Raw genomic sequence first — 12,749 nt, forward strand, 5'->3', positions numbered from 1 at the left:
TGACAGGTGGGGCAGGGCCTTCGATGACGGCCGAATTGCCATTCGAGGAAGACCGCGCCGAGCGCGCGGGCGAGCCTTCGCTCGTCGTCGATGTCGACGGCTATGAAGGCCCGCTCGATCTGCTGCTCGATCTCGCGCGCCGGCAGAAGGTCGATCTGCACCGCATCTCGATCCTGGCGCTGGCCGAGCAATACCTCACCTTCGTCGAGGAGGCGCGGGCGCTGCGGCTGGAGCTCGCCGCCGACTATCTCGTGATGGCGGCCTGGCTCGCCTATCTCAAGTCGCGCCTGCTGCTGCCGGAGCCGCCCAAGGGCGAGGAGCCGAGCGCCGCCGATCTCGCGACGGCACTCGCCTTGCGCCTGCGCCGGCTGGAGGCGATCCGCGCCGCCGCGAACAAGCTCTCGGCCCGCGAGCGGCTGGGGCAGGACGTGTTCGCGCGTGGTGCGCCGGAGGAGATCGTGGCTGGCGCCCGGCCGGTCTGGGAGGCGGAGCTTTACGACCTGCTTGCAGCCTATGCCCAGCAGCGGCAGAAGCGGGTGCAGGGGCATATCTCGGTCGGCCACCGTGCCGCCTGGTCTCTGGTCGAGGCGCGCGAGGCGCTGCAACGTTTGGTCGGCGCGGCCGGCGACTGGACCGAGCTCGACGATTATCTCATGCAGTACATGGCCTCGCACGGTCTGCAGGCACGGGAGATGCGGGCGACAGTCCGGGCCTCCGCCCTGTCGGCGATGCTGGAGATGGTGCGGGAAGGGGTGCTCGACCTCCGGCAGGACGAGGCCTTCGCGCCGATCCAGGTGCGCCGCCGCTCGGCCCGGCCGGAAGGGCTGCCCTTCGCCGCCAAGGATGCTTCATGACCGGCGCGGCGGCTGAACCCGGGGATGTCGAGACCGATGGCGGGGCGGAAGCGTTTTCGCTGGCGCTGCGCGTCGTCGAGGCATTGCTCTTCGCCTCAGCAGCGCCGCTGACCGCCGAGGCGCTTGGCCGCGCCATTCCCGCCGGCATTGCGATCGAGCAAGTGCTGGCCCGGCTCGCGGAGAATTATGCCTTGCGCGGGATCAATCTGCGTCAGGTCGCCGGCGGCTGGGCGTTCCGGACGGCGCCGGATCTCGGCTACCTGCTCGCCGCCGAGGCGGAGCCGCCGCGCCGGCTGTCGCGTGCCGCGCTCGAGGTGCTGTCGATCATCGCCTATCACCAGCCGGTGACGCGGGCCGAGATCGAGGAGATCCGTGGCGTCGCCACCGCCAAGGGAACGCTCGACATCCTGCTGGAGGCGGGCTGGGTGCGTCTGCGCGGGCGGCGGCGCTCGCCCGGCCGGCCGATCACCTATGGCACGACGCCGGGCTTCCTCGATCATTTCGGGCTGGATCGCATCGACGACCTGCCGGGGCTGGAGGAATTGAAGGGCACAGGCTTCATCGAAGGGCGCCTGACGCGCGACCTCGCCGTGCCGGTCCCTGACGACGATCCGTCCTTGCGCGACGATGAGGACCCGCTCGGCGACCTGTTCAGCCCGCTTGACGACGGCGAAGGCGGATCGCAACAGGGGTGAGGAACCCGGCCATCGACCGGGATGGAACGGCCGGAGCGGTATCGACCTTGGCGGAAACCAAATCAGGATGGCTCGGCTGGGGCCGGCGCGGCACGGCCGGCGCGGCGATCCCGATGGCGCTCGGCTTCGAGAACGTCACGCAGCGCTTCGGTGCGGTGACGGCGCTGTCCGATGTCTCGCTTTCCGTCAAACCCGGCGAGATCGTCGCGCTTCTGGGCCAATCCGGCTGCGGCAAGACGACGCTGCTCAGGCTCGCGGCCGGGGTCGAGCGGCCGAGCGCGGGCCGCGTCCTGCTGGAGGGGCGCGATGTCTCGGCGCCCGATCGCTTCGTCGAGCCGGAGAATCGCGGCGTCGGCTTCGTCTTCCAGGATTATGCGCTGTTTCCGCATCTTTCGGTGCGCGACAATGTCCGCTTCGGCCTGCGCGGCCAGGCGCCTGCCGCGGCGGATGCGACCGCCTTGCGGGCGCTGGGGCGGGTCGGCCTCGCCGATCTCGCCGATTCCTATCCGCATATGCTCTCGGGTGGCGAGCAGCAGCGCGTGGCGCTGGCCCGCGCGATCGCGCCGCGGCCGGGCGTGCTCTTGATGGACGAGCCCTTCTCCAATCTCGACCGGCGTTTGCGCGACGTTGTGCGCGACGAGACCGCCGCCCTGCTGGAGGAAACCGGCGCGACCTCGATCATCGTCACGCATGATCCGGAGGACGCGATGCGCATCGCCGACCGGATCGTGCTGATGCGGGCAGGGCGCATCGTCCAGGTCGGGACGGGCGAGGAGCTCTATCGACGCCCGGCCAGCCTCTTTGCCGCCCGATTTTTCTGCGATCTGACGGAGATCGAGGGCCGGGTTTCGGATGGGGCGGTCGATACGCCGCTCGGCCGCTTCGCGGCGCCCGGAGTGGCGGAAGGATCGATGGCCGTCGCCTGCATCCGGCCCCATCGCGTCCGCATCGTGCCGAAGGGCTACTATCTGCGCGGACGACTGACGGCACGGCGCTTCCTCGGCGAGGCCGATCACCTTCAGGTGAGCGTGGACGGCTTCGATCGGGCCTTGTCGGTGCGCGCGCCACTCTCGGACGAGATCGAGGTGGGCGACGAGATCGGGGTCGAGATTCCGTCGGACGAAGTCCTTGTGTTTCCGGCTGCGGATCAATAGGTTCCGCCGCCGAACAAGCGACCGGGCAAGGATTTGGTTGGGGCCATTCCCCGGTCGACGCAATTTCGGAGGAGTTTCGCCATGGGTGGCGTGAGCATTTGGCACTGGATCGTCGTCGGCGTCATCGTGATGCTGCTGTTCGGGCGCGGCAAGGTTTCCGAATTGATGGGCGACGTCGCGAAGGGCATCAAGTCGTTCAAGAAGGGCATGGCCGAGGATGACGAGACGGCGGCGCCGACCGCCACGACCGTCGACCCCAAGGTGATCGACCAGACGAAGGCCGACAACGCCGCCGCCCAGGCCCAGGCCAAGGCCGAGCACAAGGCCTGATGCCGCCGTGCCCTTCGGGGCACGGGCTTGAGAGGACGAGCCGTCGATGTTCGACATCGCCTGGAGCGAGATGGTGCTGATCGGCGCGGTGGCGCTGGTTGTGATCGGCCCGAAGGACCTGCCCAAGGCCCTGCGCACGGTCGGCCAGACGATTGGCCGGGTCCGGCGCATGGCCTCGGAGTTCCAGGGGCAGTTCAACGACGCGATGCGCGAGGCCGAGCTCGCCGACCTGAAGAAGCAGGTCGAGGATGTCGGCGGATCGGTGTCGAGCGCGCTGAACAACGATTTCAAGCCGATCGATATCCCGAAGGAGTTCGATACGGCCAAGCCGGATGCTTCGAAGCCGGACGAGGCCGCCTTGAAGGAGGCAGAGGCCAAGCTCGCTTCGCTGCCGCCGCCGGCTCCCTTGCCGCCGGTCGAGATCGCAACTGAGCCGCCGAAGCTCGCCGACAAGCCGAAGCGGGCGCGTAAGGCCGCTGCCGCGCCTGCTCCTGTCGTCGTGGAGGCGCCTGCTGCTCCGGTTGCCGTGGCCGAGCCGACACCAGCGAAGACTGTCCGCAAGCGTAGTGCCAAGGTTGCCGAGGCTCCGGCCATCGTCGAAGCACCTGCTCCGGTCGCGGCCGCGCCGGCCAAGGCTCCGAAAGCCGCTGCTGCGCGCAAGCCGAAGGCTGCGGTCGCTGCCGCGCCGCCTGAACCCGCCAAGCCTGCCGCCCGCAAGCGCAAGACCGCCAAGGGCGAGGAGAATTCCGCATGAGCGTCGCCAATCCTCGCGACGGCGAGGACGAGATCGAGGCCTCGCGCGCGCCGCTCATCGAGCATCTCGTCGAATTGCGCTCGCGGCTGATCAAGTCGCTGATCGCCTTCCTGCTGATGTTCTTCCTCTGCTTCGCGCTGGCGACGCAGATCTACAACATCCTGGTCCAGCCCTATATCTGGGCGGCAGGGCCGGGCGCGAACGTCCAGCTAATCTACACCGCGCCGCTGGAATATCTGTTCACCCAGATCAAGATCGCGGCCTTCGGCGCGGGCTTCCTGGCTTTCCCGGTGATCGCGACGCAGATCTACAAGTTTGTCGCGCCGGGGCTCTACAAGAACGAGAAGCAGGCTTTCGCGCCCTATCTGGTGGCGACGCCGGTCTTCTTCATCGCTGGTGCGGCGATGGTGTTCTTCTTCGCCATGCCCGTGCTGATGAAGTTCTCGATCGGCATGCAGCAGACCGCGACGGACGGGCAGGCCGGCATCGCGCTGCTGCCCAAGGTCAGCGAATATCTCTCGCTGATCATGACGCTGATCTTCGCCTTCGGCATCGCCTTCCAGCTGCCGGTGATCCTGACCCTGCTCGGGCAGGCCGGCATCATTGATTCGAAGTTCCTGAAGGAAAAGCGTCGCTACGCCATCGTCTTCGTCTTCGTCGTGGCAGCGGTGCTGACCCCGCCGGACGTGATCTCGCAGCTGATGCTCGCGATCCCGATGATGTTGCTCTACGAGCTCTCGATCTTCTCGGTGCGCCGTGTCGAGAAGAAGAGCGAGGCGAAGAAGGCGGAAGAGGACGCGGCGGAGTAACCGATCTCCGCTTCCGCCCGGAATGACGCGAGGGGTGGTTCCCTCGCGCGCGATCCCGGTCTAGAGCATGCGTCGCTGTATTCCGCAGCGATGGCATGGCCGGACGACGATGTACGACATCAGATGGATTCGCGAGAACGCCACGGCGTTCGACAAGGGGCTTGAGCGCAGGGGCCTGGCGCCGCTGTCGTCCTCGCTGCTCGAACTCGATGACGTCCGCCGCTCGTCGATCGCCAAGGCGCAGGCCACGCAGGAGCGCCGCAACGCGCTCTCCAAGGAGATCGGCAAGGCGATGGGCGCGAAGGATGTCGCGCTCGCCGACAAACTGAAGGCAGAGGTTGCGGCGCTCAAGGAGCAGCAGCCGGCGCTGGAGGCCGAGGAGAAGGCCGCCAAGGATGCGCTCGACGAGAAGCTCGCCGCGATCCCGAACGCGCCCTTCGACGATGTGCCGGATGGCGCCGACGAGCATGGCAACGTCGTGCTGCATGTCCATGGCGTGAAGCCGGAGGAGCGCGGGCTGCTCAAGGGCGTCAACGATCCCAAGCAGCATTTCGAGCTGGGCGAGGCGCTCGGCCAGATGGATTTCGAGAAGGCGGCCAAGCTCTCCGGCTCGCGCTTCGTCGTGCTGCAGAGCCAGATCGCGCGGCTGTCGCGGGCGATCGGGCAGTTCATGCTCGATACGCACACGGAAGATCACGGCTATACCGAAGTGAACCCGCCGCTGCTCGTGCGTGACGATGCGATGTTCGGCACGGCGCAACTGCCGAAGTTCCGCGAGGACCAGTTCCGGGCTGGCGAGGAGCATTGGCTGATCCCGACGGCCGAGGTGCCGCTGACCAATCTCGCAAGGGAATCAATCCTCTCCGAGGAGGAGCTGCCGCTTCGATTCACCGCGCTCACCCCTTGCTTCCGCTCGGAAGCCGGCTCGGCCGGGCGCGATACGCGCGGCATGCTGCGCCAGCATCAGTTCGAGAAAGTCGAGCTCGTCTCGATCACCGCGCCCGAGAAGTCGCGCGAGGAGCATGAGCGCATGCTCGCCTGTGCCGAGGCCGTGCTGAAGAAGCTCGACCTGCATTATCGCGTGATGACCTTGTGCACCGGCGATATGGGCTTCGCCTCGCAGAAGACCTGGGACATCGAGGCCTGGTTGCCCGGCCAGAAGACCTATCGCGAGATCTCGTCCTGCTCGGTCTGCGGCGATTTCCAGGCGCGGCGCATGAACGCCCGCTACAAGACGAAGGACGGCAAGGGGCCGTTCTTCGTGCACACCCTCAACGGCTCGGGCACGGCGGTCGGCCGCGCGCTGATCGCGGTGATGGAGAATTACCAGAACGCCGACGGCTCGATCACCGTGCCCGACGTGCTGGTGCCCTATATGCGCGGCGTGACGCGGATCGAGAAGGCGGCCTGAGACATGCGTATCCTCGTCACCAATGATGACGGCATCCATGCCGAGGGCCTCGCCGTGCTGGAGCGCATCGCGCGCCAGCTCTCGGACGATGTCTGGGTCGTGGCGCCCGAGACCGACCAGTCGGGCGTCGCGCATTCGCTGTCGTTGTCCAATCCTCTGCGCCTGCGCCAGATCGACGAGAAGCGCTTCGCGGTGCAGGGCACGCCGACCGATTGCGTGATCATGGCGGTGCGCTCGGTCATGGCCGATGCGCGGCCCGACCTCGTGCTCTCCGGCGTCAACCGGGGCTCGAACGTCGCCGAGGACGTGACCTATTCCGGCACCATCGCGGCTGCCATGGAAGGCACGCTGCTCGGCGTGCCCTCGATCGCGGTGAGCCAGGCCTATTCGCCCGGCAATCGCGATTCGATCCGTTGGGACTGCGCCGAGAGCCATGCGCCGGGCATCATCCGCCGGTTGCTGGAGGAGGGCATTCCGGAGGGCGTGCTGTTCAACCTCAACTTCCCCAATGCGGGGCCGGACGAGGTCGAGGGCGTCGCCGTCACCGTGCAGGGCCGGCGCGACCAGGAGCTGGTGCAGCTGGAGCCGCGCAAGGACGGCCGCGGCAATCCCTATTACTGGATCGCCTTCCAGCGCAGCGGCAAGGAGCCGGCCAACGGCACCGACCTGAAGGCGCTGGCCGAGAAGCGCATCTCGATCACGCCGCTTGAACTCGATCTGACGCATGAGCCGACGCTAACGCGCTTCGCGCAGCTCTTCGCCTGAGCCGGGAGCGGGGAGGGGCATGAGCGAGGACGCGCCGGCCAGCGAAGGCGAGCGCACCGTCGCCTTCCTGCTCTCGCTCCGCGCGCGGGGCGTGCGCGATCTCGCGCTGCTGCGCGCGATGGAGCGGGTGCCGCGCGACCGTTTCGCGCCGGCCCGCTTCGCCGATCTCGCCCGGCAGGACGTCTCGGTGCCGTTGCCCTGCGGCCAGACGATGACGGCCCCGCACACCGTCGCCAACCTGCTCGGTGCGCTCGACATGCAGCCGGGCGCGCGGGTGCTCGAGGTCGGGACCGGGTCCGGCTATGTCTCCGCGCTGCTCGCCGCGATGGGCGGCGAGGTCGTCTCGCTGGAGCGCTACCGGTCGCTGGCGCTGGCGGCGCATGAGCGGGTCTCCGGCAGCGGTTTCGGCGGCGCGATCGATCTGCGTCATGCCGACGGCTTCCAGCCGGACCGGACGCTCGGGCGCTTCGACCGCATCCTCGTCAACGGCGTCACCCAGGCGGTGCCGGAGGCGCTGCTGGCGCGGCTGTCACCGGGCGGAAGGCTCGTCGGTGCGCTGCGTATCGATGGCGCGGCGCGGCGGGTGGTCGTCACGCATCTCGAAGATGGGCAGTTCGATCACGCAACCGGTCCGGCGCTGCGCCTGCCGCCGCTGATCCCCGGTCGGTCGCGCGCCCTGTAACGATTTGCCGATGCGGCTATCGGCGCCGCAGGATATCGGAGCCCTCGATGCCGTCGCCGGTCAGGCGCAGCTCGTTGCGGTCGAAGAAGCCGATGAAGCGCCTGCTGCCGATCTCGAAGACGACCATCCGACCGGAAATGTCGCGTAATCTCAGCGCATCGCGCTGGAACGGCCGGGCGCTGTCGATATTGCCGAGCATTCTCTCGGTGTCGATCACGACCATCTGCTTCTCCGAGCGCCAGGTTCCGTGCATCTGCTTCAGGATCGGCTCGGCCGACAGGGCCGTGTGACCGAAAAGAAGCGCGAAACAGGGGAGTGCCACTCGAAACATGCCGTTGCGTTAGCGCAAGCGCGATGCCGCCGCAATTCGGTGATCCAGCCGGTGAGCGGCAAGTGCGTGCATCCGGCCTCGGGCTATTCGCGCCGCCAGCGGCATCAACCAGATTTTCGAGGGCGTTTACGCGAAATTAAGCTCAACGGGACTTTAATCGACCTCATCGAGTTGCGTCGTTCGCGAGTACTCAGTTCATGCGTAGCCAAGCCGGATCGATCAATCCCCGCGCTCTCCGTCGTTTGTCCACGGTGTGCCTGTTCGCCATCGGCGTCAGCGCGTGCTCGTCGGATACGATGCGTTTCACCGAGACGCCATTCGACAGTCCCTTCAAGTCGGCTCAGGCGCCTGCTCCCATGCGCGATCCGGTTACGACCGGCTCCATCGGCCAGGTGTCGAGCGCGCCGCTGCAGCCGGTGGCTTCCGCGCCGCTGGTCCGGGCGCAGCCCCTGCCGCCGCCGCAATCCTCCGTCGCGCTGAGCTCGCCTGCTCCGCAGTCCGTTTCCGGCGGTTCCGCCGGCTGGTCCGCGCAGGGTGGCACGCCCGTCGTACTTGCTCAGGGTGAGACGCTCGACACGATCTCGTCGCGCTATGGCGTGCCGCGTGCCGCCATCATGTCGGCGAACGGGCTGAGCAATGCGAATGTCGCCCCCGGCACGCGCATCACCATTCCCGTCTATAACGCTTCCGCTTCTGCTGCCTCGGCTCCGGCGCCCGCCCGTCAGGTTGCCCAGGCTCCCGCCGAGACGCAGCGTTTCGTCGCCGGCCCGTCGGCCGCCCCGCGTGTGACCCCGCCGGCCGCCGTCGATCCGAAGGCGCAGGCCAAGGCCGCTGCCGAAGCGAAGGCTGCTGCTGCCGCTGAAGCCAAGGCGAAGGTTGCCGCCGATGCGCAGGCCATGAAGGAATCGCGCGCCCGGTTCGCTGCCGAAGCGAAGGCCAAGGCCGATGCCCGCAAGACGGGTGCCGCCCTGCCGACGCCGGCTGCCAAGCCCGCGGCTGCGCCGGTTGTCGCTGTGAAGCCTGCGCCCGAAGCGAAGCCGCTCAAGACCGCTGCGCCGGCCGCCAAGCCGGTGGTCGTGGCGAGCGCGCCGGCCGCCGAGCCGAAGCCGACCGCGATCCCGAAGGCCGAGCCCGCGCCCGAGCCGAAGACCACCGCCAGCATTCCGAAGCAGGAAGAGGAAACCTCTTCGGCCGACAAGGCGGATTTCCGCTGGCCGGCTCGCGGCCGCGTGATCTCCGGCTATAGCGGCAAGGGCGGCAACGAGGGCATCAACATCGCGGTTCCCGAAGGCACGCCGGTCAAGGCGGCCGAGGGCGGCACCGTCGCCTATGCCGGCAGCGAGCTGAAGGGCTACGGCAACCTCGTCCTGATCCGCCACCCGAACGGCTATGTCTCGGCTTACGCCCATAACGGCGAGCTCAAGGTGAAGCGCGGCGATACGGTCAAGCGCGGTCAGGTCGTCGCCAACTCGGGCCAGACCGGCAACGTCTCCTCGCCGCAGCTCCATTTCGAACTGCGCAAGGGTTCCGCGCCGGTCGATCCGACACCCTACCTGAACAACTGATACCGGAGCCGCGGACAAGGTTTCACCCTTCGATCGGTTCCGCGAGACCCTCCCGATCGAAAAGAACGGGGCTGCCCCAGAAAAGGGCGGCCCCGTTTTCGTTTGTGCTTCTTCTAGGTCGTCATGCCCGGGCTTGACCCGGGCATCTCGGAACCCAGTGCCTCTGGTCATGAGATTCTCGGGTCAAGCCCGAGAATGACGCGTCTTCACGCTTCCAGCTTCCGGCCCAGACGGCCGGCGAGGTCCTGGATGTATTGCCAGGCGGTGCGGCCGGAGCGGGAGCCGCGCGTCGTCGACCATTCCAGCGCGTCGCGGCGCAGTTCGTCTGTGGCGACATCCAGCCCGAAATGGCCGGCATAGCCGTTGATCATCTCCAGGTACTCGTCCTGGCTGCACTTGTGGAAGCCGAGCCAGAGGCCGAAACGGTCCGAGAGCGAGACCTTCTCCTCGATCGCCTCGCCCGGATTGATCGAGGTCGAGCGCTCGTTGTCCATCATGTCGCGCGGCAAGAGGTGGCGCCGATTCGAGGTGGCATAGAACACGACATTGTCCGGGCGCCCCTCGACGCCGCCGTCGAGTACCGCCTTCAATGACTTGTAGGAGGTGTCGTCGCTGTCGAAGGACAGATCGTCGCAGAAGACGATGGCGCGGTGCGGATCGTTGCGCAGCTGGCTCATCAGCCCCGGCAGGCTCTCGATATCCTCGCGGTGGATCTCGATCAGCTTCAGCGGCAGCGCGTCCTTGGCGAGGCGCAGGTTGGTGTCGGCATGAACGGCCTTGACCAGCGAGGACTTGCCCATGCCGCGCGCGCCCCAGAGCAGCACGTTATTGGCCGGCAGGCCCCTGGCAAAACGCTCGGTATTCTCGGCCAGCGTGTCGCGGACACGGTCGACACCGCGCAAAAGCGAGAGCGCGACGCGGTTGACCTTCGGAACCGGCACGAGCTCGGAGCCCGACGCCTGCCAGACGAAGGCGTCGGCCGCCTTGAGGTTGGCGGCCTTGCGGCGGGGCGGGGCGATGCGCTCCAGCGCGTCGGCGATGCGCAGCAGCGTGGCGAGCGTCTGGTCGGTCTCGGTCGTGGTCATGGCGGCGGGGCCTTCGTTTCGTTCCGTCGAACCGTACCGTACCGTCCGGTACGGTTCACGTTGCTAGCTAAACCACGCCGTGGATCGCGCGCAAGGGGCATTGCGCGAATGGCAGCCAGCCCATAGGTGAGGGATCGCGCATGGGAGACCGGGCGCGTCCGATTGATTTCACGGCGTTGCTGGCTATAGTCCGCGCGATTTTGCGGCCGGGCGGTGGTTTTGGCTTGCGTCTTCCTACTTAGAGATTCGCGGTCGGCGGCGTGCCGCCGCCGTACCAGAGGAGTGTATTCGTGATCACCCCCGCTTTCGCCCAGGCCACAGGAGCCGGTGGCGGCGCCGACATGCTGATCCAGCTCGTGCCGTTCCTGCTGATCTTCGTCATCATGTGGTTCCTGATCATCCGGCCGCAGCAGCGCCGGGCCAAGGCCCATCAGGAGCTGATCAAGAACGTGCGCCGCGGCGACACGGTCGTCACCTCCGGCGGCATGATCGCGAAGGTCTCGAAGGTCGTCGACGATGGCGAGATCGAGGTCGAGATCGCCGACGGCGTGCGCGTGCGCATCGTGCGCGGCATGATCCAGGACGTCCGCTCCAAGGGCGAGCCGGTCAAGAACTGAGAATGCGGTGGCTAGGGCTCCCGATTCGGGAGCCCGGGCACGATAACAAGGCTGTTCACGCAGATGCTTCGTCTCCAGGCCCGCAAGGTCATTCTCGTCCTGCTCGTGCTGTTCATCGGCTGCGGGCTCGCCGTGCCGAACCTCTTGTCGCCTGAGACGCGCAAGGCCATCGAAACCAACGCGCCGTCCTGGATCCCGCGCGCCTTCCTGCCGATCCATGCGGTGGTGCTCGGCCTTGATTTGCAGGGCGGCTCGCATGTGCTGCTGGAGGTCGACCGGGCCGAGCTGATCCGCAGCCAGATCGTCCAGCTGCGCGAGGACGTTCGCCGCATCCTGCGCGACGAGAACGTGACGTTGCAGGGCGGCATCGCCACGACGCCGCGAGGCGTCCAGTTCCGCATCGCGGATACGGCCCAGCGCGCCCGCGTCGTGACCAAGCTGCGTGAACTCGCTCAACCGATCGGGACGCTTGGAGCATTCGGCCCTTCGGGCAACATGTCGTTGCAAATCGTGGATTCGGGCGACGGCCTCGTTCAGGTCAACAACACGGATGCCGGCGTCAACGAACGTATCGGTCGCGCGGTCGGACAGGCGATCGAGGTGATCCGGCGCCGTATCGACGGAACCGGCACGACTGAGCCAAACATCCAGCGCCAGGGGCTGGATCGCATCCTGGTCCAGGTGCCGGGCCTGCAGGATCCGCAACGCCTCAAGATCCTTCTCGGTGAAACCGGGAATCTCAAGTTCCGTCTCGTCGGCGATGCCAACAGTGCCGATGTCGAGATGCTGCCGTCGCAGGATTCCGGCGGTCAGCTCGTTCCGGTGCTGCGCGAGCCTTCCGTCGACGGCGCCAACCTGATCGACGCGCAGCCGGCCTTCGATTCGCGCAGTGGCTCGCCGATCGTGAACTTCCGCTTCAATATCAGCGGGGCCCAGCGCTTCGGCCAGATCACCACCGAGAATCTCGGCCGGCCGCTCGCGATCGTGCTCGACAACAAGGTGATCTCATCGCCGGTGATCCAGTCGCCGATCACGGGCGGCTCGGGCCAGATCTCCGGCAACTTTACGGTCGAGCAGGTCAACAACCTGGCGATCCTGCTGCGCGCCGGCGCGCTGCCCGCCAAGATGACCATCGTCGAGGAGCGCACTGTCGGCCCCGGCCTCGGCGCCGACTCGATCCAGGCCGGCAAGATGGCGACCCTGATCGCGACCGTGCTGGTGGTGATCTACATGCTCCTGACCTACGGTATCTTCGGCCTGATCGCGAGCATCGCATTGCTGGTCCATGTCGGCCTGATCTTCGGCCTGATGTCCTTCCTCGGCGCGACGATGACGCTGCCCGGCATCGCCGGCATCGTGCTGACCATCGGCACGGCGGTCGACTCGAACGTGCTGATCTACGAGCGCATGCGCGAAGAAGAGCATGCCGGCCGCAGCCTCGTCTCCGCGCTCGAAGCGGGCTTCCAGCGCGCCTTCGCCACGATCATCGACTCCAACGTCACGATGCTGATCGCGGCCGTGGCGCTGTTCTCGCTCGGCTCCGGCCCGGTGCGCGGCTTCGCGGTGGTCTTCATTCTCGGCATCCTCACCACCGTGATCACGGCGGTGACGCTGACGCGGATGTTGATCGCGATCTGGTATCGCTGGGCCAAGCCCAAGCGCCTGCCGTTCTGACGCTGCCAACCCTTCAGGAGATT

Annotated in this window: 14 protein-coding genes; 12 read left to right on the top strand and 2 right to left on the bottom strand. The window is 67.3% G+C overall.

Going from position 1 to position 12,749, the window contains the following annotated elements; translation table 11 throughout:
- Positions 1-23 precede the first annotated feature (23 nt).
- The 9 genes from AC07NY_RS19605 to AC07NY_RS19645 all read left to right on the top strand — a co-directional run bounded on the left by AC07NY_RS19605 (position 24) and on the right by AC07NY_RS19645 (position 7,454).
- Positions 24-854: a segregation and condensation protein A gene (locus tag AC07NY_RS19605; RefSeq protein ID WP_494585199.1), complete on the top strand. Its 831-nt coding sequence runs from the start codon at positions 24-26 to the stop codon at positions 852-854.
- The gene (gene scpB / locus AC07NY_RS19610; protein WP_494585200.1) at positions 851-1,549 is read left to right on the top strand and encodes an SMC-Scp complex subunit ScpB; all 699 of its coding nucleotides are present in this window, start codon (positions 851-853) and stop codon (positions 1,547-1,549) included. The genes AC07NY_RS19605 and scpB overlap by 4 nt, the downstream gene beginning before the upstream one ends.
- Before the next feature lie 47 nt (positions 1,550-1,596).
- Entirely contained in the window at positions 1,597-2,703 is a 1,107-nt protein-coding gene (locus tag AC07NY_RS19615; protein ID WP_494585201.1) for an ABC transporter ATP-binding protein, read from the top strand.
- An 81-nt stretch (positions 2,704-2,784) separates the two neighbouring features.
- The gene (locus AC07NY_RS19620) at positions 2,785-3,033 is read left to right on the top strand and encodes a twin-arginine translocase TatA/TatE family subunit (RefSeq protein ID WP_454656670.1); all 249 of its coding nucleotides are present in this window, start codon (positions 2,785-2,787) and stop codon (positions 3,031-3,033) included.
- Positions 3,034-3,079: 46 nt separating this feature from the next.
- Positions 3,080-3,787: a Sec-independent protein translocase protein TatB gene (tatB, locus tag AC07NY_RS19625; RefSeq protein ID WP_494585202.1), complete on the top strand. Its 708-nt coding sequence runs from the start codon at positions 3,080-3,082 to the stop codon at positions 3,785-3,787.
- Positions 3,784-4,596 (top strand): twin-arginine translocase subunit TatC, encoded by an 813-nt coding sequence (gene tatC, locus AC07NY_RS19630; protein WP_494585203.1) that lies wholly within the window; start codon positions 3,784-3,786, stop codon positions 4,594-4,596. Before tatB ends, tatC begins: the two co-directional genes overlap by 4 nt.
- A gap of 109 nt (positions 4,597-4,705) precedes the next feature.
- Positions 4,706-6,007, top strand: coding sequence for a serine--tRNA ligase (gene serS, locus AC07NY_RS19635; RefSeq protein ID WP_494585204.1), 1,302 nt, complete (start codon positions 4,706-4,708; stop codon positions 6,005-6,007).
- A gap of 3 nt (positions 6,008-6,010) precedes the next feature.
- On the top strand, positions 6,011-6,772 hold the full coding sequence (gene surE / locus AC07NY_RS19640) for a 5'/3'-nucleotidase SurE (RefSeq protein ID WP_492286529.1): 762 nt from the start codon (positions 6,011-6,013) through the stop codon (positions 6,770-6,772).
- A 19-nt stretch (positions 6,773-6,791) separates the two neighbouring features.
- Positions 6,792-7,454 (top strand): protein-L-isoaspartate O-methyltransferase family protein, encoded by a 663-nt coding sequence (locus tag AC07NY_RS19645; protein WP_494585205.1) that lies wholly within the window; start codon positions 6,792-6,794, stop codon positions 7,452-7,454.
- Between the two features lie 16 nt (positions 7,455-7,470).
- Here the strand turns inward: AC07NY_RS19645 and AC07NY_RS19650 are convergent, their stop codons facing one another.
- Positions 7,471-7,776, bottom strand: a complete 306-nt coding sequence (locus AC07NY_RS19650; protein ID WP_494585206.1) for a hypothetical protein — start codon at positions 7,774-7,776, stop codon at positions 7,471-7,473.
- 365 nt (positions 7,777-8,141) lie between these two features.
- Between AC07NY_RS19650 and AC07NY_RS19655 the strand changes: the two genes are divergently transcribed.
- Positions 8,142-9,350 (top strand): peptidoglycan DD-metalloendopeptidase family protein, encoded by a 1,209-nt coding sequence (locus AC07NY_RS19655; RefSeq protein ID WP_494585207.1) that lies wholly within the window; start codon positions 8,142-8,144, stop codon positions 9,348-9,350.
- Between the two features lie 206 nt (positions 9,351-9,556).
- Here AC07NY_RS19655 and AC07NY_RS19660 read toward each other — a convergent pair whose 3' ends face one another.
- Entirely contained in the window at positions 9,557-10,435 is an 879-nt protein-coding gene (locus tag AC07NY_RS19660; RefSeq protein ID WP_494585208.1) for an ATP-binding protein, read from the bottom strand.
- A gap of 341 nt (positions 10,436-10,776) precedes the next feature.
- On the opposite strand from AC07NY_RS19660, the gene yajC reads away from it, so the two are divergent.
- Entirely contained in the window at positions 10,777-11,052 is a 276-nt protein-coding gene (yajC, locus tag AC07NY_RS19665; RefSeq protein ID WP_257733051.1) for a preprotein translocase subunit YajC, read from the top strand.
- A 63-nt stretch (positions 11,053-11,115) separates the two neighbouring features.
- Positions 11,116-12,726 (top strand): protein translocase subunit SecD, encoded by a 1,611-nt coding sequence (gene secD / locus AC07NY_RS19670; RefSeq protein ID WP_494585209.1) that lies wholly within the window; start codon positions 11,116-11,118, stop codon positions 12,724-12,726.
- The last annotated feature ends 23 nt before the right edge of the window (positions 12,727-12,749 follow it).

It is taken from the genome of Allobosea sp. GW821-FHT09G06, from assembly GCF_059416005.1.

What these genes read in the sequence shown, in the direction of transcription:
- AC07NY_RS19655 (WP_494585207.1), top strand. Translation starts at nt 8,142, where the DNA reads ATGCGCGATCCGGTTACGACCGGCTCCATCGGCCAGGTGTCGAGCGCG.
- surE (WP_492286529.1), top strand. Translation starts at nt 6,011, where the DNA reads ATGCGTATCCTCGTCACCAATGATGACGGCATCCATGCCGAGGGCCTC.
- scpB (WP_494585200.1), top strand. Translation starts at nt 851, where the DNA reads ATGACCGGCGCGGCGGCTGAACCCGGGGATGTCGAGACCGATGGCGGG.
- secD (WP_494585209.1), top strand. Translation starts at nt 11,116, where the DNA reads ATGCTTCGTCTCCAGGCCCGCAAGGTCATTCTCGTCCTGCTCGTGCTG.
- AC07NY_RS19605 (WP_494585199.1), top strand. Translation starts at nt 24, where the DNA reads ATGACGGCCGAATTGCCATTCGAGGAAGACCGCGCCGAGCGCGCGGGC.
- AC07NY_RS19660 (WP_494585208.1), bottom strand. Translation starts at nt 10,435, where the DNA reads ATGACCACGACCGAGACCGACCAGACGCTCGCCACGCTGCTGCGCATC.
- AC07NY_RS19620 (WP_454656670.1), top strand. Translation starts at nt 2,785, where the DNA reads ATGGGTGGCGTGAGCATTTGGCACTGGATCGTCGTCGGCGTCATCGTG.
- tatB (WP_494585202.1), top strand. Translation starts at nt 3,080, where the DNA reads ATGTTCGACATCGCCTGGAGCGAGATGGTGCTGATCGGCGCGGTGGCG.
- serS (WP_494585204.1), top strand. Translation starts at nt 4,706, where the DNA reads ATGTACGACATCAGATGGATTCGCGAGAACGCCACGGCGTTCGACAAG.
- yajC (WP_257733051.1), top strand. Translation starts at nt 10,777, where the DNA reads ATGCTGATCCAGCTCGTGCCGTTCCTGCTGATCTTCGTCATCATGTGG.
- tatC (WP_494585203.1), top strand. Translation starts at nt 3,784, where the DNA reads ATGAGCGTCGCCAATCCTCGCGACGGCGAGGACGAGATCGAGGCCTCG.
- AC07NY_RS19645 (WP_494585205.1), top strand. Translation starts at nt 6,792, where the DNA reads ATGAGCGAGGACGCGCCGGCCAGCGAAGGCGAGCGCACCGTCGCCTTC.